Origin of the sequence: Lysobacter sp. TAB13, from assembly GCF_052113885.1 — a bacterium.
GTDB classification, from domain to species: domain Bacteria; phylum Pseudomonadota; class Gammaproteobacteria; order Xanthomonadales; family Xanthomonadaceae; genus Lysobacter; species Lysobacter gummosus.
On record NZ_JBFRDR010000234.1, the window covers coordinates 1 to 430 of the forward strand.

1 protein-coding gene is annotated in these 430 nt (G+C 62.3%); it reads left to right on the forward strand.

Features of this window, described 5'->3' with window-relative positions; genetic code table 11:
* Positions 1-134: 134 nt before the first annotated feature.
* On the forward strand, positions 135-430 hold a 296-nt coding region (locus tag AB4Y92_RS25970), incomplete at its 3' end, for an ATP-binding cassette domain-containing protein (protein WP_441822241.1).

Here is a 430-nt window from a genome sequence, read left to right on the forward strand (position 1 = left end):
GGCCGCGGCCGCGACTGGGGCTCACTGATGGCGGGCGTGATCATCGCGACAATCCCGCCGGTGGTGGTCTTCCTTCTGTTCAGAAAATTCCTGATCGGTGGTTTCGCCGACGGGTCCGTCAAAGGCTGAAACGCATGACCCAGACACGGTCGAATACGGCGCAATCCGTCCGGTTCCAGAATGTGGGGAAAAGCTACGGCGCCGGCTGGGCGGTTTCGGGCATCAACATCTCAATCGAGCCCGGGCAGTTCGTCACGCTGCTCGGCCCCTCAGGCTGCGGCAAGAGCACGACACTGATCGCCGGTCTGGAAACGCCGACGGAAGGGCGGATCATGATTGGGGACCGCGACGTCACCACGATGAAACCAGCCGATCGCGACATCGCCATCGCCATGGTGTTCCAGTCCTAYGCGCTCTAYCCGCAYATGAC